Raw genomic sequence first — 23,444 nt, 5'->3', positions numbered from 1 at the left:
CTGGAGGGCCGGCTCGCCGCAGCCGGCATGCGGGTGCACCTGACCCGCGGGCCGTCGCCGTCCGTCCCGATGAGCGGCGCCGAGCGCGCCGCGCTGGCCAACAGCCTCGGCGCCGACCTGCTGATCTCCCTGCACCTCGACGGGCACTCCGTCGAGACGGCCGAGGGGGTGGCGACCTATCACTACGGCACCGGCAACGGGCTGAGCTCCACTGTCGGTGAGCGCCTGGCCAACCTGGTGCAGCGCGAGATCGTGGTGCGCACCGGGATGCACGACTGCCGCACCCACGCGAAGACCTGGGACCTGCTGCGGCTCACCCGGATGCCGACGGTCCGGGTGGACCTCGGTTACCTGACCTCGCCGACCGACCGGGAGCGACTGATCGACCCGCTGTTCCGGGAGCAGATCGTCGAGGCGATCCTGGCCGCGGTGCAGCGGATGTACTTCCCGGTCGAGCGCGACGTCCCGACCGGGTCGATCGACGTCCGGCAGCTGCGGATGGCGCTGGCCGACCGCGCCTGAGGGTCAAGGTCAAGAACTTTCCGGGATACGCGTAACCGACCGTCCCCCTTCGTCCTCCCTGTCCCCGCTTGCTCCAGCGCGGCGTGGGTGCCGGTCCCGGCCGCCCGGCGACCGCCGGGCTGAAGCACGGGGTCGCGCTCACCCCACCCGCCGTCCCCGCTTCTCCCGTCGTAACCGGGCCGTCTCGTGGGTCGGCCTGGCTGTCAGTGCTGACTCGCGTACCCGCGAGTCAGCACTGAGGCCCAGCCGAAGAACCACCGCATCAGCCCGGCGGCCGCTGGACGGCCGCGAGTGGGCACCCACGTCGCGCTGGAGCAAGCGGGGACGGGGTCGATTTCGGCGGGGCGGTCGGTTACGCGTACCGAAGCAAGGGTTTGATCTTTTAGTTGTCCGCTGACCTGGTCGCCGTCACCGGGCGGACCGGGCGCAGCAGCGTCTCCGGGCTCATCGAGCCGAGGAGCTTCTCCAGCGCGTATTCCACGTCCGACTTCCAGGACAGCGCGGTGCGCAACTCCAGCCGCAGCCTCGGGTAGCGCGGGTGCGGGCGGATCGTCTTGAAGCCGACAGACAGGAAGAAGTCGACCGGGGCCACGCAGGTGCCGGCCCGCTCGTCATCGTCGTCGGCCTCGCCGGCCTTGGCGTCACCGAACGCCTCGATCGCCTTGACGCCGCGCTTGGTCAGATCACGGGCCACGCCCTGGACCAGCATCCGGCCGAGGCCACCACCGACGAACGCCGGAACCACCTTGGCGGTGGTCAGCAGGGCGGCGTCGGCGCTCACCGGGGACGTGGGGAACGCCATCGAGCGTGGGACGTAGGCGGGTGGCGCGTACATCACGAAACCGGCCGGCATGCCGTCCACGTAGGCCAGCTTGCCGCACGAACCCCACTCCAGCAGGGTCTGGGAGACCCAGGCCTCCTTCTCCAGGCCCGGATCGCCGGTGGCGCAGGCACGCTCGGCCGAGACCGGGTCGAGCTCCCAATAGACGCACTGGCGGCACGGCCGGGGCAAATCCTCGAGGGTGTCGAGGGTGAGATTGACCAGGCGTCGCGACATGGCGGACCCCTCGCTCACAGGCACGGACTTGACCGGTATCGAAGCACGGTCGCCGTCACATGCTCCGCCGCGCCCCCGCCGAATCCTACGTCGCAATCGCCATGAACGGGAGCAGGTCGGGCAACTGCCGAATGGGACGACCAGACTCGGTCGTGCTTTTCCCGTCTAGGATCGATGGCGTTCCGACCGACGATTCAGTGAGGTGAGAACCGAATGACCGGCACGACCCAGGACGATTACACCGATAGGTACGCGCGACGCGTGCGCGGGATGACCACTTCCGAGATCCGGGCCCTGTTCGCCGTGGCGAGCCGCCCCGAGGTGGTCTCCCTGGCCGGCGGCTCGCCGTACATCGCTGCGCTCCCCCTCGACGCGGTGGGCGAGATGCTCGAGCGCCTGGCCACCGAGCAGGGCGCCGTCAGCCTTCAGTACGGCATCGGCCAGGGCACCATCGACCTGCGCGAGCGCATCTGCGACGTGATGACCCTCTCCGGCATCACCAACGCCTCACCGGACGACGTGGTCGTCACCGTCGGTGGACAGCAGGCCCTCGACCTGCTCGCCCGGCTGTTCCTGGACCCGGGCGACGTGGTGCTCGCCGAGGGGCCGACTTACGTCGGCGCACTCGGCGTGTTCCAGGCCGCCCAGGCACAGGTGCGGCACGTGGCAATGGACGACGAGGGCCTGATCCCGGCAGCACTCGAGGAGGCCATCGAGGCCACCGCACGAGCCGGCCGCCGGGCCAAGTTCCTCTACACCATCCCCACCTTCCAGAACCCGGCCGGCGTCACCCTCTCCGAGGAGCGGCGCGAGCAGGTGCTGGACATCTGCGAGCGAGCCGGCCTGCTGGTGATCGAGGACGATCCGTACGGGATGTTGTCCTTCGAGGGTGACGCCCCACTGCCGCTGCGGGCCCGTCGGCGCGACGGCGTCTTCTACGTCAGCACGTTCTCCAAGACCTTCGCGCCTGGCCTGCGGGTCGGCTGGATCCTGGCGCCGCACGCGGTCCGGGAGAAGCTGGTCATGATGAGCGAGGCCAACGTGCTGTGTCCCAGTGCGTTCGCCCAGAGCGCGGTGACGCAATACCTGACGACCATGCCGTGGCGCCAGCAGATCAAGGTGTACCGGGAGATCTACCGGGAGCGCCGGGACGCTCTCCTGTCGTCGCTGCACGACCTGATGCCGGACGGCACGACCTGGACCCGCCCGACCGGCGGCCTGTTCGTCTGGGTCACCCTGCCCGAGGGCCTCGACTCGAAAGCGATGATGCCGCGCTCGATCGCCGCCCGGGTGGCCTACGTGCCCGGAACGGGTTTCTACGCCGACGGGACCGGTCGGAGCAACATGCGCCTCAACTTCTCGTTCTCCGCCCCGGAGCGGCTTCGTGAGGGCGTGCGGCGCCTGTCCGGGGTGATGGAGCAGGAGTTGGCGATGCGCGCCGTCTTCGGCGGCTCCGCCGCCTTGAGCCACCACCGACGTCGTGGTCCGGCCGCTGCCGACGCTCCCGGCCCCGACTTGGCATGATCAAGCGCATGGGTACGCGTGACGACATTCGAGTTCTGGTGCTCGCCGGTGGGCTGTCCTACGAGCGGGACGTGTCCCTGCGGTCCGGCCGCCGGGTTCTGGACGCGCTGCGTTCCGCCGGGCTCCACGTGGAACAGCACGACGCCGACGTGTCCCTCCTGCCGGCGCTGCAGGCCGACCCGCCGGACGCGGTGGTCATCGCCCTGCACGGCGCCACCGGTGAGGACGGCTCGCTGCGCGGTGTGCTCGACCTCTGCGGTATTCCGTATGTCGGGGCCGACGCCCGGACCGCCCGGCTCGCCTGGGACAAGCCGTCGGCCAAGTCGATGCTGCGCGAGGCCGGCATCCCCACCCCCGACTGGGTCGCGTTGCCGCACGACCGGTTCTCCGAGCTCGGCGCGGTGGCCGTGCTGGACCGGATCGTCGACCGGCTCGGCCTGCCGCTCATGGTGAAACCGGCGCAGGGCGGTTCCGGTCTGGGCGCCGCGGTGGTCCGGGATGCCGCTGATCTGCCGGCTGCGATGGTGGGTTGCTTCGCTTACGACTCGACCGCGTTGGTCGAGCAGTTCGTGACCGGCACCAACGTGGCGGTGTCGATCATCGACCTCGGGACCGGGCCGCAGGCTCTGCCGATCGTCGAGATCGTCCCGCGCGACGGGGTCTATGACTATGCCGCCCGCTACACGGCCGGCCTGACGACGTGGCACGTACCGGCCCGGCTCGATCCGGCGGTGGCGGCCCGGGTGTCGGAGACGGCGTTGGCGGCGTACAAGGCATTGGGTCTGCGTGATCTCTCCCGCATCGATGTGATGGTGCGGGAGGACGGGGAGCCGCAGGTTTTGGGGTGCAACGTGTCGCCCGGGTTGACCGAGACGTCTCTGCTGCCGCTGGCGGTTCAGGCGGCTGGGGTGGATCTGGGGGCGGTCTTCAGCGCGCTGGTCGAGCGGGCGGTGTCCCGGCAGGTCGGCTGACGGTTCGGAATTGACGGGGCTTACGGCTCGGATTTGAGGGGCTGACGGCTCGGAATTGACGGAAGGCCTGGCGCTCTACCTGCGCCGGGCCTTCCTCGTTCCCGTCTTCCGGGCTCAACCATCTCGGTGTTTCCGTCTGCCGGGCTCAACCATCTCGGGCTGATCCGGCTACCTGGCGATCCGTGCCTCTGGCCTTCCGTCTTCATGGCTACGTCAGCTCTGACTGCATATCCACATCGCTGCGGTCAGCGTCAGTGTTGGCCTGGCAGCGTCGCCTTCATGTCGTTCATCGGGCTGCCATTTCCCGACTGCGGACCGCGAGGAATTGCACGGTCGGGACCTCCGTCGTTTGCCGGACGACTTCCGCCGGAAGCGTCCACCACCCGTCCCGCTGCGGTCGGCGGTGCGTCGAAGTCCCGTACCCCATGGTCCTGTGGGGTTGGGTTTTCTTGCTGCACGACGGTCCCTGAATCTCCCGGTCCGCTCGGCGCGGGCCGGCTTGCCTCGATGTCGCTGAGGGTGGCGGGTCGGCGATTGTCCTCGGTGTCCACAGAGGTTTCCGGCTCGTTGTCCACAGCTGTCGGCGGGCTGAACGTGGCTGGGGACTCCCACTGGATGTGGGCCGGCTCGGCGTTAGCCTTGCCGCCGAAATCCGCCAGCCACGCGGCGACGAGTGCGAGGTTTTCCCGCCACTGGGCTTCGGGGATGACCGGCAGGATGTCGTCCCAGAGCGAGAGGAAGGTGCCGCGCAGCTGCAGCCGGCCGTAGGGCCGCGCCAGGAACCACATGTGCAGGTGAGCGGAGCCGTCACCCCACCGGTTGACGTGGACGCGGGCGACGCCGTCCAGGGAGCGGATCGCGCGCTCCAGCCGGACCGTCATGACACCGAGCTCCGCGGCGAGCATGTTGGGCAGGTCGCCCAGGTCGAGGTGGGAGCGGCACTCCAGGATCAAGACCATGGGCAGGCCGGTCGGCCGGTCCATCGCCCGCACCCGCCAGCGTTCGCTGACCCAGATGTACGCGTCATCGGGCGTTCCACAGGCCACGCAGTCGGAGGCATCCTCACCGCTGCGGGGCGGCTCGACCTCCACCGGAGCGGCAAGTTTCTTGACTCGCATGTCGCCTTCGAAGGGGAACGAAGGCCAGCGGGTGAAGTCGGGCATGGGGGCGGTGTTCTCGGACACGACGTGACCTTAGCCCAGGTCAGGAGGGGCTGTCCCGGGTCAATTTCGCACTACCGAGGGACGGCTTTCCACCCTCCCGAATGCACCCCAAATGTCGACACCGGTGAGCGTGCTCTCCTCCACACACCCGTCCTGAAGTTATCCACAGAAGTTATCCACAGGCTCGGCCGTTTCACGTGAAACTCGACGTAGAACGCTTGCGGGCCCTGTGGATAGAGCGGTGGACGAGTGTTGCGATATCGGCAGCGTTTCACGTGAAACGGGGATGGTGGGGTAGTCAACAGGCGTAACGCACAGGGTGTGGATAGTGGTCCCGGCGCATATGTGCTGTGCGGTGGACGACCCGCGCCCAATCGGCCGGCGCCGCCTCGGGAGATCGGCCCAGTTCGCTCCCTCTGCTGTGCCGGCACCCCGGCGCGTCGATCCGTATCTGCAGCGGCCCGACGGAACGCGGAGCCGTGGGTTGGGCCCTCGGGCCGCATCTCGAATCGGGCGAGCTTGATCGCCGTGCGATCGCCAGGCTGTGGCCCGCTGGCCCGTGTTGGGCCTCTCCGAAACTCTGGGAGAGATCACTCCACGACGAGCACTCTTTCTCGACCACGACGAGCACTCTTTCTCGACGTCCGCCCACCCGGTACGCCGCCGCCGAAAGCACCGGACCGCCGACCCCCGAAGCAGGGGCAGGCTGCAACGAGGCATCACCGCTCAGATCCGCCGTCGCCCCATGGAGCTGCGCGGACACCGTCGTCGTGGTCCCACCGGTGACGGAGGCTGTGGTGTCGGCGTCCTCGGCATCGTCCAGCGCGGTGCGGGCGGCGTCGAGCGCGGCCTCGGCCTGGGCGACCGCCACCTTCTGGCGCGCATCGTCGAGCCGCGCGATCAGCTGCCCGGCCTCGAGGTGCTGACCCTCCTTGACGAAGACGCGCTTGACCGTCCCGGACGTCGCGAAATCGAGGTCGACCTGGTTCGCCGGCGCCAGGTTGCCGGTCCCGGAGACGGTCTGCTGGACGACGCCGGCCTTGGCGGTCACGACCCGGCCCTCCGACTGCGCAGCCGCCTCGGGCCCGACCGTCACGACCGCGACGATCACGGTGGCGGTCGCGATCGCGCCCATGGCGACCGTGGCCGGAGACCGGGGCAGACGGAGTCGGCGGCGTTCGGGGAGTCCTGAAGGCACCAGGTCAAGCTGCCAGTACCGACGCAGAGGACCATAAGAGGCGTCGCGGGACCACGTAAGAGCGGAGGATTCACCCGTTCGCGGGGCCTCACAGGAGCCGACGCTCCACCGCGACGCAGGACCGCATGGGGGCCCGCGTCCGACTGCGAAGAAGGACCAGGTAGGAGCCGACGGCGCTCTCTATCCCGGGACCGCATGGGAGCCCACGCCCCCCCCACGACGCGGGAGCAGGTGGGGGGCCCACGCCGCACCAGAACGCGGAAGGACCCGCGGCCGCGCTCGTCCGGGACCCCCCGCCAGACGCCCAGCGGGTCCGCCTGCTCGCCCGCCGGAGCCGGACACGGGGTCCACGCGACGGCCGCTACGGGAATCGACGCCGAAGCGGTGATTCCCAGAGCGGCCGTCGCGTGAGCACCCAGTCCGAGCCGTCAGCATCCGATCTGCCACGTTGCGTGCCCTCGGCGTGCCGGATTCGTGCCGGATCGGTGACAACGGGTCCCGAGGGCCGTGCCCGCCTAGGTTGGCGAACGTGGACGACGCCGAGCAGATCGCGGCCTTCGTCGCAGCGGCCGACGAGCTCCACCTGGGGCGGGCCGCAGCGACGCTCGGGCTCACGGGGGCGACGGTCGCGCGGCGTCTCCGCGCGCTGGAGTCGCGGCTGGGTCTCAGCCTGGTCGACCGGCGACACCGGTGCCGGATCTCCCTGACGCAGGCGGGGGCCGCGTTGTTGCCGGACGCGCGGCGGATGGTGGCCGCGGCCGCGCAGGTCGGCGCCACCGCCCAGGCCATCCGGGAGGGGCGTATGGGAGTCGTCCGCGTCGCCGTGATCTCCGAACCGGACGCGGAGATCGACGCGTTGGCCGAGACGCTGCGCGACGTCGACCCGGGGTGGTCCGTCGACGTCCGGCGTCTGGATCGGCGGGAGGCCGGGCGCCAGATGGGGGTCGGAGGCCTCGAGGTCGTGATCGGGCGCCACGTCGCGCCGGTCCCGACCGGTCCGAGCCTGGTCGATCCACGCCCCTGCCGGCTCGAGCGCATGCGCGGCCTGCGCGTCGGCGCCGGAGAGCCGGGGTGGCTGGCCGTGGCCTGGCGCGCCTCGTGGGAGGGTTCGCCGGCTTCGTGGGAGGGTCCGCCGGCTTCGTGGGAGGGTTCGCCGGCTTCGTGGGAGGGTTCGCCGGCTTCCGCCGATGCGCTCTCCGCTCCGGCGGGAGGAGCGCGTCTGCCTGCGATTCCCGCGTCGGCGGGAGGACCGCCCCTGCCTGTGGGGTCCGAGCACGCGCGGGAGTTCGTGCGAGCGGCGATGCGGTTGCGTCAGGACGACCTCGACGCGCGATTCCCGCGGCGGGCGGCACAGCGGCGTGAGCTCGAAGTTCGGCGCGCGGCCGTCGCGGCCGAGCTGGAGCTGCGTCGTCGCGAGCGTGCAGAGCTCGGCGCAGAGGCGGCGCTCGCACGGTCGCAGGAGCGCAGCCGCGCCGAGACGATCCGGCGCTACCGGGAGGCGTGCGACCGGGGAGCGGTCGAGCTCCACCTGGCCATCGACTACTGGGCCCTGGAGGGGCCCGACCGCCTCTACTGGGCGACCTTCGGGGCCGAGGACCCGGCGTCGCGGCCCGAATCCAGCGACGGGTCGTCGAATGGGTGCCGCGACGGGTAGGCGGACCGCCGAGGTCTATCGCTTTCCCAGGGCAGGGAGCCCAGCGAGAAGGCGTGCGTCTATCGGCCGCAACCCCGGCGCAATCAGCCGAGCGGATCGGGCGAGCCTCTCGGTCGTGACCCGGCACGACCAACCGAGCGCGACCGGGCGCACCTGTCGGTCGCCACCCCTGCAGAACGAGCCGAACGTGATCGGCGTGTCTCTCAGGCGCGATTCCAGCGCCAGGGACGGGAACGACGGGGCGCTGCTCTCAGTCGCGATTCCAGCGCCAGGGACGGGAACGACGGGGCGCTGCTCTCAGTCGCGGTTCCAGCGCAGGGAGCCGAGGACGATCAGGCGCATCTGGTTCACGGTGTTGTGGCGGATCGCGTCCTCGGCGCCGGGCGGGGCGTCCAGCAGGCGCTCCGCGGTCGCGACCATGACCGTCACGATGAGACCGGCGACGAGCTCGAGGCTCGGCTGGTCGAGATCCTCCAGCACCGGGTAGCGACGCAGGTCGTCGGCCAGCTCGTTCGAGAACGACTGGATCTCCCGGGCGATCGCCGCGCGGAGGCTCGCGATGCCGCCCGAGCGCTCCCGGGCGATGAAGCGGTAGTGCGACTGGTGGGTGCCGACGTGGCGGACGAGGGTCGCCGCCGACGCGCGGATGTCGTCGCCCGGGGCCTGTGCCTCGGCCCGGCCGGCGCGCATCATCTCGCGCAGGGAGGCGAACGACTCGTCGACGAGGACCAGCCCGAGCTCCTCCATCGACTCGAAGTGCCGGTAGAAGGCCGTCGGCGTGATCCCCGCCGCGCGCGACACCTCGCGCAGACTGATCGCCCCGAAGCTGCGGCTCTCCAGCTGGTCCAGCGCCGCGTCGAGCAGCGCGTTGCGCGTGCGCAGCTTCCGCTCCTGGCGCGTCAGTGGCGCATCGTCGTCGCTCCGGTCGCTCGTCGTCGCCGCGGGCGTGGTGGCGGTCGCCGCGGGCGTCGTAGCCGTGGTGGCCGTCGCCGCGGGCGTGGTGGCCGTCGCCGCGGGCGTGGTGGCGGTCGCCGCGGGCGTCGTGGCCGTGGTGGCCGTCGCCGCGGGCGTGGTGGCCGTCGCCGCGGCCGTGGTGGCCGCCGCCGCGGGAGCTGGGCCGCGCCCGGCGGCCACGTCGTCCGCCGGGGTCGACTCGACCAGTCGGAGCGCCCCCGGCCCGGCTGGCCCGTCGCGCTTGGACCCGGTCATCGGCCGGGCCTCGTCGCGGTGGTCTGTCGATCGGTCACTCGGGGCATGACAGCAGCAGATCGGGGCCGCACGGCGGCGGTGTGCCCGATGTCACTGCCACAGCCTACGGATCACTTGACGGCACAGGCCACCGGGCTAGTCTTGTGCACAGCTGTTCACCGAACACTTGTGCACTGAATCGCTCCGGCGGTCCGCTGCACCGACCGGCGCCCGCGTCCGGCGCCCAGCGACCACCACCGACCTCCCGGCCCGCCATGACCGCCTCCGCCCTGCCCCTCATCCTCGATCGCTCCGCCCCCGGGGGCTCCGGCTCGTCGGCCTCCGGCTCCGGCGCCGCGTCCCCGCGCCGGTCCGGCGCGCGGCGCGGCGGGCTCGCCCAGCGGCTGCTCGGGACGAAGGTCGCCGACGCGCTGGCCGGCCCGCACGACGTCGACCACTACCTCGAGCTGTTGCAGCCCACGTGGGCCGTCCGCCGGATCCGCGGCGAGATCGTCGCCGTCCGCCACCAGAACACGGACAGCGTGACGCTCACGCTCCGCCCGACCGGCACGTGGCCGGGGTTCCGGGCCGGGCAGCACGTCGAGATCTCCGTCGACGTCGACGGGGTGCGGCACCGCCGCAGCTACTCGCCGTCGGCGTCCGCCCACCCGCGGACGAAGGAGATCGAGCTGACCGTCCGCCGGCACCCCGAGGGCGTCGTCTCGCGGTACCTGAAGGAGCACGCGACCCCCGGCATGTTCGTGGGGCTCTCCGTCCCGCGTGGCGAGGACTTCGTCCTGCCCGATCCGCGGCCCTCGCGGATCGTCCTGATCAGCGGCGGCAGCGGGATCACGCCGGTGCTGTCGATGCTGCGGACGCTGACCGACGAAGGTCACGACGGGCCGATCGCCTTCCTCCACTACGCGCGGTCCGCCGCCGACGTGCTCTACGCCGGAGACCTGGAGCGGATCGCCGCGGCCCACCCGAACGTCGCCGTCCACGTCGTCACGACCCGCGACGCGGGTCCGTCGGCGACGGACGCGCCGTTCACCGATCCCGCCGATGCGCCGCTCGCCGGCTCCCCCGACGCACCCACGCCCGGTCCGGCCGCCGGGGCACGCGCCCGTCTGACGGGCCGCTTCGGCCGCGAGCACCTCGCGCGGGTCCTGCCCGCCGACGCCGACGCCGCCGCGTTCGTCTGCGGGCCCGGCGCCCTGGTCGAGGCCGTCCGCTCGCTCTGGGCGGACGAGGGCCTCGCGACGCCGCTGCGGTTCGAGCACTTCGCGCCTCCGGTGCTGCCCGACCTCGACCCCGGCCAGCTCGGCACCGTGACGTTCGCCGGCAGCGGGATCGCGGCCGAGGCGGACGGCTCGACGCTGCTCGAGCAGGCCGAGGCCGCCGGGCTGTCGCCCGTGAACGGCTGCCGCATGGGCATCTGCCTCACCTGCAAGTGCACGCTGAACTCCGGCGTCGTCCGCGACACGCTCAGCGGAGAGATCGGCGGGACGCCCGGCGAGGAGATCCGCATCTGCGTCTCCGCCCCCGTCGGCGACGTCTCCGTCGCGCTCTGACGGCACCCCCCCCCTTCCGCGGTCCCCGCGACCGCCCACCCCCTTCCCCGCACCACGATCCCGAGGAGCCCCGCATGAGCACCCCGACCGCCACCCCCACCCACAGCGACGACGAGTTCAAGGCCGTCCCGAAGTCCGACCGGCCGCTCTCGCCGAAGGCGCCCGACCGCGAGTCGCGTCCCGCCGGCGGATCGACCCGCGCGACCGCCTCGACCGACGTCGCCGTGGCCGCCCCGGGCGGGGACACCTCGAAGACCCCGGGCCCGCTGCACGCCGTCCCGCACATGAGCCAGGACATGCTCGACGCGTTCGGCCGCGAGATGGAGGCGATCCGCAAGAAGCACCTCGCCGACCGCGGCGAGCGCGACGCGACCTACATCCGCTCGGTCATCAAGGCACAGCGGCGGCTGGAGATCGGCGGGCGCGCGCTGCTGGAGTTCGCGTGGGTCCCGCCGTTCTGGCTCGCCGGCGTCGCCGCCCTCTCCGCGTCGAAGATCCTCGACAACATGGAGATCGGGCACAACGTCATGCACGGCCAGTACGACTGGATGCAGGACGACGAGCTCAACGGCCGCACCTTCGAGTGGGACACCGCCTGCCCGGCCGACCAGTGGCGCCACAGCCACAACTACATGCACCACACCCACACGAACATCGTGGGCAAGGATCGGGACATCGGCTACGGGATCCTCCGCATGAGCCCCGACCAGCCGTGGGAGCCGTACTTCCTCGGCAACCTCGGCTACGTCTCGGCCCTGGCGCTGCTGTTCGAGTACGGCGTGGCGGTCCACGACCTCGAGACCGAGGAGCTGCGCACCGGCACGTGGGACGTCCGCGAGCGGCTGCCGATGCTCAAGGCGATCTGGGACAAGGTGAAGGGCCAGGCGCTCAAGGACTACGTCCTCTTCCCGCTGCTCGCCGGCCCGGGCGCGCCCGCCACGCTGACCGCCAACGTCACGGCCAACATCGTCCGCAACCTGTGGACCTTCTCGATCATCTTCTGCGGCCACTTCCCCGACGGCGTCGAGGAGTTCACCGAGGAGGAGACCGCCGACGAGACGCGCGGCGGCTGGTACGTCCGCCAGCTGCTGGGCTCGGCGAACCTCACCGGCGGGAAGCTCTTCCACGTCATGTCGGGCAACCTGAGCTTCCAGATCGAGCACCACCTCTTCCCCGACATCCCGGCGCACCGCTACGCCGAGATCTCGGTGGACGTCAAGGAGGCGTGCGAGCGCTACGGCCTCGACTACCACTCCGGCCCGCTGCCGTACCAGCTGTTCACCGTCTTCCGCAAGATCGCGCGCCTCTCGGTGCCGACCGCCGCGGAGCTGCAGGACTACGTCGACGCGCCGCGGACCGGTCGCGTCGGGAAGGTCGCCGTCGGCGTGGCGCGCACCGCCGCGGCCGGCGCGAAGGGCGCCGCGGGGCTCATCGCGGGCGCCGTCTCGAGTCGGCGCAGCACGGCCGCCGCGTAGTCCCGGGTCGCCGGCACCGCCACGAACCGGCGCCGGCACCGCCCCGAACCGGCACGGCCACCGCACGACCACGCCCGTCGGCGGCCTCGCGAGCCGACGGGACACGGCGGCCGCGTGACCTCGCGTCGCCGCGGCCGTCGTGCGCAGGGGTTCCTACCGCCGGTCGCGCCGTGTCGTCTCCCACACCGCGTGCGGCCGCAGCGACTACCCTCTGAGCCATGCCCGGACCGCTGGAGACGCGCAAGGACCTCGTCCAGGAGGCCGTCGAGTCCGGTGCGACCCACGTCGGCCGGATCGCCACCATCGTCACCGGCGCGGTGCGCGACGTCGCGCGCGAGATCGGGTCGTTCGCGACGGACGTGTTCGAGATGCGCGAGGCCTCGGGCCGCGCGCTGAAGGAGCACGCGGCCGAGGCCGAGGAGCGTGCGGCCCGCGAGGCCGCCGCCGCGGACCCGGACGACGCGGCGGCCTGACCCGGTCCCCGCGGGTCCGCCCCGCGTACGATCCGGCGTCCGTGTCACCCGCAGCGACGACCCTCCCCACGCAGCGCCTGCGGATCGGTTGGTCCGATCACGCGCTCGAGCGGTTCTGCGAGCGGGCCGGCGTCCCCGAGCGCCCGCGCGCGCAGCTGGAGGCGGAGCTGAAGCGGCTCGTCGCGCGGGACGGCAGCGTCGTCCCCGACCGTCCCCGGTGGGCGGACTCGCGCAACGAGGCCGACCTGTTCGTGCAGATCGGCGGCTGGCTGCTCGTCGTCCTGATGCGCGACGAGCGGGGCCGGGAGGGCACCTACACGGCGGTCACGGTCCTCGGCCGCGAGGGCTGGGCCGACTGGCCTGCCGCCCACGCCCGCGGGCTGACCCGGGTCCGTCCCCCGCGCTGGGCCCGCCCCTCGCTCGTCGCCCGCCTGCTGCGCCGGCTGCGCCGGCGCGGCTGACCGCCGCCGGCGCCCGGCGCCGGATCGCCACGCCACCACCGGACGATCCGGAACACCGCCCGGCAACCGGGCGCCGGCTCGCACGACATATCCTCCGCGGATGTTCCCGCGCGAGGTCCACGCCGCCGGCGGCGTCATCGTCCGGGACGGCCGCATCGCGGTCGTCCACCGGCCATACCGCGAGGACTGGTCGCTGCCCAAGGGCAAGCTCGAGGCCGGGGAGTCGTTCGAGGACGCCGCCCTGCGCGAGATCCGCGAGGAGACGGGCTTTCGGGTCGCGCTCGGCGAGGAGCTCACCGAGGTCCGCTACGAGGACCACAAGGGCCGCCCGAAGCTCGTCCGCTACTGGCTGATGTCGATCGTCTCGGGCGACTTCCTCGCCAACGACGAGGTCGACGAGCTGCGCTGGGTCGCCCCGAACGACGCGATCGCGCTGCTCACGTACCCGAACGACCACGACATCGTCCGCGAGGCCGCGGAGCGCACGATCATCGTCTGACCCGGGATCCCCGGTCGGTCGCGGCCGGCCGCGGCGCCCGCGCCTGCGGCCGACGGCGCCGGGCTCAGCCGCCCGGCGCCACCACGACGACCACGCGGTCGTCGCTGAGCAGCTTGCCCTGCAGCATCGCCGCGGTCACGGCACCCAGCGCCGCCTGGCCACCGCGGGCCGCGCCGTCGACCAGCGTCGAGCCGCCGACGGTGACCCGCGCGCCGAAGCCCTCGGGCCGGTCGACCAGCGCCTCCTCGACGCCACGGGCGATCTCCCGCGCCTCCGTGCCGACCGAGAGGGTCCCGGAAAGGCCGCCGCGCAGCACCGCGAAGCGCCCCACGTCGATCCGGGCCACCGCGTCACCCGCGCGGACGTGGGCGCTCAGCGCGCGCTCGACGGTGCGACCCAACCGGTCGCGGCGTGCGGCCTCCTCGGTCTCGCCCGCCGGTAGCGCGTCGTCGAGGTCGACGTCGAGGACGACCAGCACCGCCCGCCCCTCGGTCGCCGGCCGCGGGGCGGCGAACCAGCGGTCGACGTGCGCGACGATCGCGCGGCGCCCGGCCCCGGGCGCGTGTTCCTGCCGGGCCGGGACGCGACGGAGGTTCGAGGTGAGCGACGAGGCGAAGGACACGGTTCAGCGGGTGACGAGGAGTCTGCTGTTCCTGTCGACCCGGGCCGCGGATTCCCGCGACGCACCCGCGAGGAAACGGACCAACGGCTGAGACGGCCCACCGGACGCCCACGTGGACACATGATGGACGGTCGTTTGACCGCCGAGCCTCGGCGAGGTAGCGCGGGCACCGCGGCGCCCGGCCTCCCCGAAAGCCGCTGTGGGAATCGACGACGAACCGGTGATTTCCCAAGCGCCTCGCGCGGCGACCGGCCTGCGGGCCCGACGCTCCGCGGGGTGGCGGGCGCTCTGCGGGTGGTGGGCCGCCGTTCAGAGCGCCTGCAGCGCCTCGCGCACGAGTCCCGACACGCGCTTGCCGTCGGCGCGCCCCTCGGCCGCCGCGACCACGGCCTGCATCACGCGGCCCATGTCCTTCGGGCTCGTCGCGCCGGTCTCGGCGATCGCGTCGCCGACGAGCGCGCGCAGCTCGTCGTCCCCGAGCTCCTGCGGCAGGTAGGCGGAGATCAGGCCGGCCTCGTAGCGCTCGGGCACCGCCAGCTCGGGGCGGTCGTGCTGCTCGTAGGTCTCCGCGGACTCCTCGCGGCGCTTGCGCTCGCGGCGCAGCACGGCGAGCTCGTCGCCCTTGCCCTCCTTGGCGTCCTTCTGCAGCTCGGAGAGGACGAGCTGCAGGGCGCCGACGCGCTGCTTGTCGCCGCTCTTCCGCGCGGCGGTGACGTCGGCCTGGACGCGCTGCAGGATGCTCATCCCCCTACCGTAGCCCGGCGCGACCGGCGGGCCCTCGCGGCGGGACGCCCGCGGACGCCGCGGATTCGAGTCCGGGGCCTCCGGGCCGCCGCCCGCGACGCCCCTCCGGCGGCGCGCCCCGCCCGCACATGGCCCCGCCCTCGAGGTCCCGCCCCGCCCGCGCACGGCCCCGCCCTCGAGGTCCCGCCCCGCCCGCGCACGGCCCCACCCTCGAGGTCCCGCCCCGCCCGCGCACGGCCCCACCCCACGGCGTCATGCCGCACGAGCCGCTGCGCATGGTGCGGTCCGGCGCCCGGTCCGCCATCATGGCCGGGAGCTCGTGATCGACCTGCACTGCCACATCCTCCCCGGCATCGACGACGGGCCGGACGACCTGGAGGGCAGTCTCGCGATGGCCCGCGAGCACGTCGCCCGCGGGACCGGCGTCGTGGTCGCCACGCCCCACGTCGGCTGGGACTACCCGAACACGCCGGAGGTGATCGAGGCCGGCGTGGCCGAGGTCAACGCCGCGCTGCGGGCGGAGGGCATCGAGCTCGAGGTGCTCGCCGGCGCCGAGGTCGCGCTGACCCGCGCCGTCGACATGAGCGCGGAGCAGCTCGCCGGCCTGCGGCTCGGCGACGGCCCCTGGCTCTTGCTGGAAGCGCCGATCTCCGTCGACTCTCCCGGCATCGAGGGGCTCGTGGGGATCGTCCAGAGCCGGGGCGTCCGGGTGCTCCTCGCCCACCCCGAGCGCTGCGCGTCCTTCCACACGGACCCCGGGCTGCTGGAGCGCCTGGTCGCCGCCGGTTGCCTCGCGCAGGTGACCGCCGGCGCGCTCACCGGCTTCTTCGGCCGGACCGTCCAGGGGGCAGCCCGGCGCTACGTGGACGCCGGCCTGATCCACGTGGTGGCGTCCGACGCGCACGACGACGCGCACCGGGCGCCGGGGATGTCCGCACCGATGGAGGAGGCCGGCTACGGACCGCTGGCCCCCTGGATGGGCGCGGACGTCCCACGGGCCCTGCTCGACGGCGTCCCGGTCCCCCCGCGGCCGGCGTTCGCCCCCCGCCCCGCGAGGCGCCGCCGCTTCTGACGCTGAGCGCCGCGCCACGCCGCGCCGCACCCCACCGCGGGGCCACACCCGCCCGGGCCGACGGAGCCCGTCGCAGCCGGCGCCGGGTGCGACACCACGCCGCCCGGACGCATACGGCGTACCGTGCGTCGGCGCACACGACGCGCCGAACCGGCGACAGCGGCGCCGGCAGCCGTTAGCGTCCGTCACCGGTCTCCCGCCCCACCCCCCTGTCCGGGCGCGGACACCCGTCACGTGCACCGCGACGATCCGACGCCCCACGTTCCCCGCGGCGATCCCGCCCCCGACGACGCTCCGGCGCCGGAGGGGACGCCGGGGCCCGGCGCGGCCCTCGCCGACGACGGCATCGTCGGCCGCGACGGCAGCGCCCACGGCACGGTCAGCCGCGACGAGCTGCGCACGGCGACGATCAACGGCGCCCGGATCACGCTCGGCGTGCGAATGGTCGCCGAGGTCGCGGCGCTCGGCGCGATGATCCTGCTGACGCGGCTGATCCCGCCGGGCGAGGTCGGCTCGGCCGCCGTCGCCGTCACCTTCCAGATGCTGTCGGTGATGCTGACGTTCGAGGGCTTCGGCTCGCCGCTCGTCCAGCGCAAGCTGCTCCGCGAGGAGCACCGGCGGACCGCCCACACGCTCTCCGTGCTCTCCGGCCTCGTCCTGGCGGGCCTGATCGTGCTGTTCGCCGTGACGGCCGGCCGCGCGCTGTTCGGCGACCGCTCGGCGGAGCTCCTGATGTACACCGCGCCGGGCTACGCGATCGCGGGCTTCGGGGTCGTCTCCCGCGCCACGGTCATGCGCCGGCTCGACTTCCGCAGCCAGTCGACGTTCGAGGTGCTCGGGACGATCTTCCAGGTCGTCGTCGCGTCCGCCCTCGCGTTCTCGGGCGTGGACGGCGAGGCGCTCGTGATCGGGCCGGTGGTCGGCGCCGCGATCGAGACGTTCCTGCTGATGCGCGTGGCGCGCCCGCCCCGCTTCGGCTTCGAGCGCCGGGCGTTCCGCGACATCGCGGAGTTCGGCGCATTGACGTCGATCAGCGGCATCATCATCGCGCTGCGGCGCAACGTCGCCTACCTCGTGCTCGCCGGGCTGCTGCCGGCGCGCGAGGTCGGCTACTACTTCCGCGCGTTCCAGCTCGGGGGCGAGTACCAGGGCAAGCTCAGCGTCGTGATGCTGCGGCTCGGCCTGCCGCTGTTCGCCCGCAGCCCCGACCGGGCGACGACGAACCGGCTGCGCTCGCGGATCGTCTCCGTCAACGCGATCGCCACGGCGCCGTTCCTGGCGCTGCTCGCGGTCCTCGCGCCGGTGCTGATCCCCCTGCTGTTCGGCGAGCAGTGGGCGCCCGCCGCGCTCCCCGCGCAGATTCTCGCCGTCGCCGGCCTGGGCCAGGCGATCATGAGCGGGATCCAGCCGCTGGCGATCGCCGGCGGCCGCCCGCGCCAGGCCCTGGCGTTCAACGTGCTGATGATCGCCGCGTACGTCGGGGTCCTCGTCGGGCTCGCCGACGAGGGCCTCGTCGCGATCTGCGTCGGGGTGTCGGCCATGCACCTCGTGATGGTCGTCGTGTCGCAGCTGTACCTCGTCAAGCCGCAGACCGGGGCGGGCCTCCGCGAGCTGCTCGCCGAGGTCGGCCCGCCCGCACTCGCCGCCACGGCGGCGTTCGGCGTGGGCGCGGGCGCCGCGGCCCTCGGCGCGGACGCGATCGGCGACGTCCCGTGGCTGCTGCTCGGCACGCTCCTGACGTTCGCGACGTACTTCGCCGTCCTGCGGCTCGTCTTCGGCGGGACGTGGCGCCAGCTGACCGACACCGCCGCCCTCGTCCTCCGCCGTCGCCGCCCCGCCCGGGAGCCCGCGGGAGGCACCGCATGAGCACGCCGCCCCGCCGCGGAGCCCGCACGAGCCCGACCCGATCCCTGCTCGCGGGCGCGGCCGCGCTGGGCGTCGCGCTGGCGGTCGGTGGCTGCAGCGAGACGAGCTCGACCGCGCCGGACGCCGCGGTCGAGCGCACCGCCGCGTCCCGCCCCGCCGACGACGGCCCGCTCATCTCCGCGGCGCCGAACGGCGACGACGCCGCCGCGGGCACCCGCCGCGCGCCACTGCGATCGCTCGGCGCCGCGCTCGCGAAGGCCGACGCCGGCACGACGATCCTGCTCGCCGGCGGCGCCTACCCCGCCGTGCAGACGAGCCGCCGCTTCGGGCGCGCCGTGCGGATCCTCGGTCCCGGCCGCGGGACGGCCGCGACCGTCGCGGGCCTCAACGCCGTCGGCGCCCGCGGCCTCTCGTTCCGCCGCGTCTCGTTCTCCGACACCGTGACGCTCACCAACAGCGCCGCGAACCTCGCGCGCGAGACCGGCGAGGTCGCCTTCCGGCACGTGCGCTTCACCACCCCCGACGCCCGCACGGCGTGCCTGGCCCCCCGCAACGGGACGCACGACCTGACGGTGGAGTCCAGCCGCTTCCGCCGCTGCTTCGACGGCATCGCCAGCGCCGGGGTGGCGTCCCGGAGCGGGCACCCGATCCGGCGGATCCTCGTGCGCGGCAACGACCTGCGCGGGATGCGCTCCGACGGGCTGAACTTCGCCTACTGGGAGGACGCCCGCATCGAGCGCAACACCATCACTGACCTCCACGACCCGGACGGCGCGATCCACAACGACGCGATCCAGATCATGGGCGGCAGCCGGCGGATCGCGATCCACGACAACGTCCTGACGGACTCGCGCGTGCAGCTGCTGTTCGTCGAGCCGACGATCGGCGGGCCGGTGCGCGACCTGAGCGTCGAGAACAACCTGCTGGTCGGCGCCGGCGCCGCCGCCGTCCAGATGATCGACACGCCGCGCCTGCGGTTCGTCGGCAACACCGTCGCGGACTCGCGGTTCCAGGGCCTGATGCTGCGCCACTCGCCGAAGCAGCCGGCGCCGTCCGCCGCCGACGGCGCGGTGATCGCCAACAACGTGCTGGCCGCGGGCTACCTGCGCGAGCCCGGCGTGACGCTGCGGCTCCAGGCCCACAACCTGCTGGCCGGCGAGATCACCGGCGGCCGCGGCCGCGGCGACGTCGTCGGCGGCGCGTCACGCGTCACCGGGGCGCTCGCCTCGACGCGCGTCGTCGTCGGCGGCGCAGGCGGCGTGGTGGCCGATCGGCAGCAGTGGCGTCACCGTCCCCGCACCGGCCCGGCGGCCCGCACCGTCGGCTACGTGCCGCGGAAGGACTGGCGATGACGGACCACCCGGTCGACGTCTCGACCACCCACGACGCGGTCCCGGCCCCGGGACCCGGCCACCCGACCGGCCCCCACCCGACGACCGACGACCTGGTCCAGGCCCCCCGGTCCGATCACCCGACGACTGACGACCCAGTCGCGGCCCTCAGGTCCGACCGCCCGGTCGACCTCTCGATCCTGATCGTCACCCACCGGCACCCGGCGATGGTCCGCGACTGCCTCGCCTCGGTCTACCGCGAGACGCGCGGCGTCGCGTTCGAGGTCCTGGTCCTCGACAGCGCGTCGGGGGACGGCACCGCCGAGATGATCGCCGCGGAGTTCCCGCAGGTCCGGCTCCTCGCGCGCGAGGACAACGTCGGCTTCGCGCGCGGCAACAACCTCCTGGCCCGCGAGGCCCGCGGCCGCCATCTGCTGCTCCTGAACCCGGACACGGTCGTCCTGAACGGCGCGCTGCAGCGCCTGCACCACTTCGCGGACGAGCACCCGGCGGCGGGGCTCTACGGCGCCCGCACCGTCACGCCGGACGGCGACCTCGATCCGACCTCGTGCTTCGGCCCCACGACCGTCCGCAGCCTCGCGCTGTTCGCCTCCGGCCTGTCGACTGCGTTCCCGGGCCACGGCCGGCTGAACCCCGAGGGCATCGGCGGCTGGCGGCGCGACACGGTGCGCGAGGTCGGCTGGCTCACCGGGTGCGTGCTGCTCCTCCCCCGCGCCCTGTGGGACCGCCTGGACGGGTTCGACCTGCGGTTCTGGATGTACGGCGAGGACCAGGACCTCTGCCTGCGCGCCCGCGCCCTCGGAGCCCGGCCCCTCCACGTGCCCCACGCGACGGTCGTCCACCTCGGCGGCGCGTCGTCGTCCTCGTCCGGCGACAAGCTCGTCCTGATCCACCGCGCCAAGGCCACCGTGCTGCGCCGCCACCACCCGCCGCTCGCCGCCCGTGCCGGGCTGGCCCTCCTGCACGTCGGCGTGGCCCTCCGCGCGGCGGGCGCCCGGGTCGCCGCCGCCCTGGGCCGCCCCCACGCCACCGCCTGGACCCAGGTCTGGCGCGATCGCGCGACCTGGCGCGCGGGCTACGGGCCGGGGGCCTGATACCGACCCCCTCGGCCCGTTCGGCCGGGCGGGGCGGGGCCGGGCGGGGCCGGGCGGGGCCGGGCGGGGCGAGGCGAGGCGAGGCGGGGCGGGGCGGGGACAGTGGTCGGTAGGCCTCGAGACGGCCGGAACCAGACTCCGTACCTGGCAGGAAGGGTTTCTGGTCAGCGCGGCCGGCCCACGCCCGGCGGATCCGCTGCCCTCCGCGAACCGCCGCCGGCCGACCACCGGAACCAGATTCCGTACCTGGCAGGAAGGGTTCCTGGTCAGCGCGGCCGGCCCACGCCCGGCGGATCCGCTGCCCTCCGCGAACCGCCGCCGGCCGACCACCCGAACCAGATTCCGTACCTGGCAGGAAGGTTTTCTGGTGTGCGTGCCCGGCACGGCGGGCGCCCGCCCGTCGGAGCGGCCACGCCCTGCGGCCGGCCCGGGCCTGCACCGGCCCGCGCCCCACCCGTCCCCTGCCGCCTGCCCCGCGTCGTCCCCTGCCGCCCCACCCGTCCCCTGCCGCCCGCTCCGCGTCGTCCCCTACCGCCCGCCCCGCGCCCTCACCCCCGCGGATCGACCCGCGCCGCACTCCGCCGGAACGCCGCCCGCAGCCGGGCGACGTCCTCCGTCCTGGCGTGGCGGCGAGTGTCGGCGTCGGCGCGGGGCACGCGTCGGAGGGCGGCCCAGGCCCACCCCCAGACGTAGGCCAGGCCCGACAGGCCGTAGGGGCGCATCCGGGCGCGGGAGAGGCCGCCGACGAGGATCGCGAGCGGGTGGGTGCCCGCCCCGTAGGCGCAGCGGCCGTGGCGGCGCCACATCCGCAGACGACCGCCGTGCATCCCGGTCGGCCGCAGGTGGACGACGTCGCCCTCCGGCAGCTCGAGGCTGCGGGTCCGCCAGCCCCGGCGGCGGGCGCGCAGCTCGTCGATCGTGTCCCAGCCCAGGATCGCCGGCAGGGGCGAGATCTGCTCGAAGCACGCCCGGCGGAAGAACTCGTTGGGTCCCCGCACGTGGACCTCGGGGTGGGGCTCGCGCCGGAGCACCCCGTCGGGGTGGCGGGCCCGGAGGTAGCTGCCGACCATCCCCAACCCGGGATCGGCGGCGAGCGCCTCCCGCGCCCGGGCAACGAGCGTCGCGGTCAGGTCGAGGTCGGCGTCCATCTTGCAGACGACGTCCCAGGGCTCCGCGAGCTGCTCGACCCCCCACTGGAAGGCCCGCAGCTCGGCGGCGCTGACCAGACGATCCCCCTCCTGCGGCCGCTGGGGCCGGCGCAGCGCCCGCGCCCAGGGGTGCTCGGCCGCGAACGCCGCCGCCAGCGCGAACGAGTCGTCCCGCGAGCCGTCGTCGACGAGCAGCACCTGCTCCGGGGGCACCGTCTGGGCCGCCAGCGACGCGAGGAACGTCGGCAGCAGCGCCTCCTCGTCGAGGAAGCAGACGACGATCGCCACCCGCAGGCGGTCCGCGTCCGCCCCCGGCAGCGCCGTGTCTTCCGCCGCCGCCGTCATCATCTTCGTGCGCACCATCGCAGCCTCCTCCGTGCCGGTGGTCCCACTCATGTCGATCCCCGCGCCGTCGAGCCGGGGACGACGATCGTGCCGTCCGCCGCCACGCGCTCCTCGTCGTGGCCGCGGGCGACGACGACCGCGAGACCGGCGATCAGGAAGAAGCCGTAGATCGCCTGCCGGAACCCGAAGGCGTCGTAGAGGAGATTCGTGGCGAGGAAGCCGGCGCTCGCGGCGATGATCGCCACCGCGGCGCCCGAGAGCGGGCCACCGGCGCGGGCGACGCGGTGGGCGGTCAGCAGCGGCGAGGCCACCACCCAGAGGAAGGCGACGAGGCCGAGGACCCCCGTCTCGATCAGCGTGCCGAGCAGCTGGTTGTCGAGGATCCGGTAATTGCGGATGTCGAGGCTCCCGAAGCCGCGGCCGGCGACCAGGTGCGACGCGATGTCCGGCATCACGGCGGGGTAGTCCGACATCCGGTCGCCGGCGGAGCTGTCGCTCTGCACGTTGCGCAGCTGGTCGACGATCCCGCTCAGCGCGTCGGGCGCCAGGACGCTGACGCCGGCCAGCGCGACGAGCAGCAGCGGCAGGTACCGCCAGACCTCGCGGCCGCGGTAGAGCACGACGACGAGCAGCGCGAGCGCCATCGCGATCAGCGCGGTACGGCGGACGGTCGCGATCCCACCCGCGACGACGAGCACCACGGCGGTGCCGTAGAGGAGCCGCCGCCAGCCGGCCCGCTCGACGAAGCGCAGGACGGCGAACGGCAGCGCGATCGTCAGCAGCGTCGCGTCGGCGAGCCCGTGGCCGGCGGGCCCGACGACGTTGGCCCGGGCGAGGTCCGGCGCCACCGGGACGGGCGTCACCGTCGCCCCCGGGATCAGGGCGCGCGAGGTCTCGTAGAAGACGTTGACGTGCGAGCGGTACTCGACGATCGTGCCGAGCGCCGTCAGCACCGACGCCGCGATGATCAGCGTGACGAGGTGCGGGACCTCGCTGGGCCGCACGCACGAGGCCACGACGTAGAAGAAGACCGCATAGGACGCCAGGAGCGCGACCCGGCGCAGCGCCAGGCCGATCTGCCCGGCGTGCGAGAGGTCCGGCAGGTTCAGCGCGAGGCTGAGGACCACGACCGACCCGAACGCGAGGAGCGCGAAGTCGGTGGGGCTGCGCCGCAGCCGCGGGGCCGTCCGGCCGCCGCCGAGCCACGCCACGACGACCGCCAGCGCGAGCGCGAGGATCAGGGCGCGGTCGATCTTCGAGTCGACGCCGAGGTTCACCGGCAGGACGACCGCGTCGAACGGCACGAGGAAGAGCATCGCGACGAACAGCGCGACGACCCACGGCACCACGCGCCGCGTGCGCGGCCAGTCGCCGCCGGGACCGGTCGCGCGGCGCAGGGCGCCGACGGACGCGCGGAGCGGGCCGCGCGACGCGGGCCGCTCTGC

Annotated in this window: 21 protein-coding genes; 13 read left to right on the top strand and 8 right to left on the bottom strand. The window is 73.7% G+C overall.

Annotated features, from left to right (window positions below):
- The coding region (locus AB0L40_RS17145) for an N-acetylmuramoyl-L-alanine amidase (protein WP_364357010.1) at positions 1 to 522 on the top strand (522 nt) is incomplete at its 5' end.
- A 382-nt stretch (positions 523 to 904) separates the two neighbouring features.
- On the opposite strand, the gene AB0L40_RS17140 is transcribed toward AB0L40_RS17145, so the two are convergent.
- Positions 905 to 1,579 carry a GNAT family N-acetyltransferase gene (locus AB0L40_RS17140; protein WP_364357007.1) on the bottom strand — a complete coding sequence of 225 codons (675 nt, stop codon included), beginning with the start codon at positions 1,577 to 1,579 and terminating at the stop codon, positions 905 to 907.
- 213 nt (positions 1,580 to 1,792) lie between these two features.
- Here AB0L40_RS17140 and AB0L40_RS17135 point away from each other — a divergent pair, with 213 nt between their 5' ends.
- Both AB0L40_RS17135 and AB0L40_RS17130 read left to right on the top strand, forming a co-directional pair.
- Complete coding sequence (locus AB0L40_RS17135) at positions 1,793 to 3,103, top strand: PLP-dependent aminotransferase family protein (protein ID WP_364357004.1); 1,311 nt, start codon at positions 1,793 to 1,795, stop codon at positions 3,101 to 3,103.
- Positions 3,100 to 4,074, top strand: coding sequence for a D-alanine--D-alanine ligase (locus AB0L40_RS17130; RefSeq protein WP_364357001.1), 975 nt, complete (start codon positions 3,100 to 3,102; stop codon positions 4,072 to 4,074). The genes AB0L40_RS17135 and AB0L40_RS17130 overlap by 4 nt, the downstream gene beginning before the upstream one ends.
- Positions 4,075 to 4,325: 251 nt before the next feature.
- Here the strand turns inward: AB0L40_RS17130 and AB0L40_RS17125 are convergent, their stop codons facing one another.
- Complete coding sequence (locus AB0L40_RS17125; protein WP_364357016.1) at positions 4,326 to 5,237, bottom strand: hypothetical protein; 912 nt, start codon at positions 5,235 to 5,237, stop codon at positions 4,326 to 4,328.
- Between the two features lie 298 nt (positions 5,238 to 5,535).
- Positions 5,536 to 6,372, bottom strand: coding sequence for a biotin/lipoyl-binding protein (locus AB0L40_RS17120; protein ID WP_364356998.1), 837 nt, complete (start codon positions 6,370 to 6,372; stop codon positions 5,536 to 5,538).
- A 592-nt stretch (positions 6,373 to 6,964) separates the two neighbouring features.
- On the opposite strand from AB0L40_RS17120, the gene AB0L40_RS17115 reads away from it, so the two are divergent.
- A complete protein-coding gene (locus AB0L40_RS17115) occupies positions 6,965 to 8,089 on the top strand; it encodes a LysR family transcriptional regulator (RefSeq protein WP_364356995.1) in 1,125 nt (374 codons plus the stop codon).
- Between the two features lie 297 nt (positions 8,090 to 8,386).
- Here AB0L40_RS17115 and fabR read toward each other — a convergent pair whose 3' ends face one another.
- Positions 8,387 to 9,298 (bottom strand): HTH-type transcriptional repressor FabR, encoded by a 912-nt coding sequence (fabR, locus tag AB0L40_RS17110; protein ID WP_364356992.1) that lies wholly within the window; start codon positions 9,296 to 9,298, stop codon positions 8,387 to 8,389.
- A gap of 254 nt (positions 9,299 to 9,552) precedes the next feature.
- On the opposite strand from fabR, the gene AB0L40_RS17105 reads away from it, so the two are divergent.
- From AB0L40_RS17105 to AB0L40_RS17085, 5 genes are all read left to right on the top strand, one after another.
- Positions 9,553 to 10,848: a ferredoxin reductase gene (locus AB0L40_RS17105; protein ID WP_364356989.1), complete on the top strand. Its 1,296-nt coding sequence runs from the start codon at positions 9,553 to 9,555 to the stop codon at positions 10,846 to 10,848.
- Between the two features lie 284 nt (positions 10,849 to 11,132).
- Positions 11,133 to 12,323, top strand: coding sequence for an acyl-CoA desaturase (locus AB0L40_RS17100; RefSeq protein WP_364357013.1), 1,191 nt, complete (start codon positions 11,133 to 11,135; stop codon positions 12,321 to 12,323).
- Positions 12,324 to 12,541: 218 nt separating this feature from the next.
- On the top strand, positions 12,542 to 12,796 hold the full coding sequence (locus AB0L40_RS17095) for a hypothetical protein (protein WP_364356986.1): 255 nt from the start codon (positions 12,542 to 12,544) through the stop codon (positions 12,794 to 12,796).
- A 41-nt stretch (positions 12,797 to 12,837) separates the two neighbouring features.
- Positions 12,838 to 13,257 carry a hypothetical protein gene (locus tag AB0L40_RS17090; protein WP_364356983.1) on the top strand — a complete coding sequence of 140 codons (420 nt, stop codon included), beginning with the start codon at positions 12,838 to 12,840 and terminating at the stop codon, positions 13,255 to 13,257.
- Between the two features lie 100 nt (positions 13,258 to 13,357).
- Complete coding sequence (locus AB0L40_RS17085; RefSeq protein WP_364356980.1) at positions 13,358 to 13,756, top strand: NUDIX hydrolase; 399 nt, start codon at positions 13,358 to 13,360, stop codon at positions 13,754 to 13,756.
- Between the two features lie 64 nt (positions 13,757 to 13,820).
- Here AB0L40_RS17085 and AB0L40_RS17080 read toward each other — a convergent pair whose 3' ends face one another.
- Positions 13,821 to 14,378: a hypothetical protein gene (locus AB0L40_RS17080; protein ID WP_364356977.1), complete on the bottom strand. Its 558-nt coding sequence runs from the start codon at positions 14,376 to 14,378 to the stop codon at positions 13,821 to 13,823.
- Between the two features lie 309 nt (positions 14,379 to 14,687).
- Positions 14,688 to 15,122, bottom strand: a complete 435-nt coding sequence (locus AB0L40_RS17075; protein ID WP_364356974.1) for a GatB/YqeY domain-containing protein — start codon at positions 15,120 to 15,122, stop codon at positions 14,688 to 14,690.
- A gap of 319 nt (positions 15,123 to 15,441) precedes the next feature.
- Between AB0L40_RS17075 and AB0L40_RS17070 the strand changes: the two genes are divergently transcribed.
- The 4 genes from AB0L40_RS17070 to AB0L40_RS17055 all read left to right on the top strand — a co-directional run bounded on the left by AB0L40_RS17070 (position 15,442) and on the right by AB0L40_RS17055 (position 20,506).
- Positions 15,442 to 16,194, top strand: coding sequence for a CpsB/CapC family capsule biosynthesis tyrosine phosphatase (locus AB0L40_RS17070; protein WP_364356971.1), 753 nt, complete (start codon positions 15,442 to 15,444; stop codon positions 16,192 to 16,194).
- Between the two features lie 234 nt (positions 16,195 to 16,428).
- Positions 16,429 to 18,060 (top strand): oligosaccharide flippase family protein, encoded by a 1,632-nt coding sequence (locus AB0L40_RS17065; protein ID WP_364356968.1) that lies wholly within the window; start codon positions 16,429 to 16,431, stop codon positions 18,058 to 18,060.
- Positions 18,057 to 19,412: a right-handed parallel beta-helix repeat-containing protein gene (locus AB0L40_RS17060; RefSeq protein ID WP_364356965.1), complete on the top strand. Its 1,356-nt coding sequence runs from the start codon at positions 18,057 to 18,059 to the stop codon at positions 19,410 to 19,412. The genes AB0L40_RS17065 and AB0L40_RS17060 overlap by 4 nt, the downstream gene beginning before the upstream one ends.
- Positions 19,409 to 20,506 carry a glycosyltransferase family 2 protein gene (locus AB0L40_RS17055; protein WP_364356962.1) on the top strand — a complete coding sequence of 366 codons (1,098 nt, stop codon included), beginning with the start codon at positions 19,409 to 19,411 and terminating at the stop codon, positions 20,504 to 20,506. Before AB0L40_RS17060 ends, AB0L40_RS17055 begins: the two co-directional genes overlap by 4 nt.
- Before the next feature lie 548 nt (positions 20,507 to 21,054).
- Here AB0L40_RS17055 and AB0L40_RS17050 read toward each other — a convergent pair.
- Entirely contained in the window at positions 21,055 to 22,017 is a 963-nt protein-coding gene (locus tag AB0L40_RS17050; RefSeq protein WP_364356959.1) for a glycosyltransferase family A protein, read from the bottom strand.
- 29 nt (positions 22,018 to 22,046) lie between these two features.
- A partial coding sequence (locus tag AB0L40_RS17045; protein ID WP_364356956.1) for an O-antigen ligase family protein occupies positions 22,047 to 23,444 on the bottom strand: 1,398 nt, incomplete at its 5' end.

It is taken from the genome of Patulibacter sp. NPDC049589, from assembly GCF_040675535.1.
Lineage (GTDB): Bacteria > Actinomycetota > Thermoleophilia > Solirubrobacterales > Solirubrobacteraceae > Patulibacter.
Note: the sequence above shows the minus strand (reverse complement) of the source record. Positions and strands in the feature narration are given on the sequence as shown.